Here is a 696-nt window from a genome sequence, read left to right on the forward strand (position 1 = left end):
TTCTTCATATGGCACAATTAATACCCTAGTAAATACAGGTTCTATTGGTTCAGGTGCTAATACTGCTGCTGGTGTTGCAAATAATGCTGGAAGTGTTATTAACACAATTGCTAACTATGGAAACATTATAGATGGTGCAAATTTCTCTGGAGCTAATGCTGCTATTTATAACCTAGGTTCAATTGGAACAATTATTAACTCAAATAAGTTTATCACTGAGAGCCCAGATGGTAGCGGTTCTACTACAACTTCTACAGCTGGTAAAATAGGACATATAGTAGCAAGTGGTGCTAGCGGTGCTGGTACTATTTCTTTGATAGATAACCAACAAGGGGCAAGTATCACTGGAATATTCAACAATGCTACATCAATTAGCAATATTCAAAATGCTGGCAATATTGGTTCTATTAAATTAAATGGTGGAGATAAAGCTACTGATAATAGCGCTACAATCGGCACTATTACAAACGCTATTGATGGTGTAATTGGCTCTATTGCTTTAAATAGTAGTGGTGCTTCAGCTACAATCGATACTATAAATAATGCTGGTGTTATTGGAAATAAAAATGCTACTAACTCAACACAAGATGCTATTTCATTTAAATCTGGTGGTGGAAACATAGCTACACTTAATAATACTGGAAGCATTAATGGTAATATCAACCTAACTGATGTTAGTGGAAATGGTATTGGAAC

General features: G+C 35.3%; 1 protein-coding gene. It reads left to right on the forward strand.

From position 1 onward, the window contains the following. On the forward strand, positions 1 to 696 hold a 696-nt coding region (locus PF022_RS08780; RefSeq protein WP_271023580.1), incomplete at both ends, for a hypothetical protein.

Source organism: Helicobacter sp. WB40 (assembly GCF_027859275.1).
In the GTDB taxonomy this organism is placed as follows: domain Bacteria; phylum Campylobacterota; class Campylobacteria; order Campylobacterales; family Helicobacteraceae; genus Helicobacter_D; species Helicobacter_D ibis.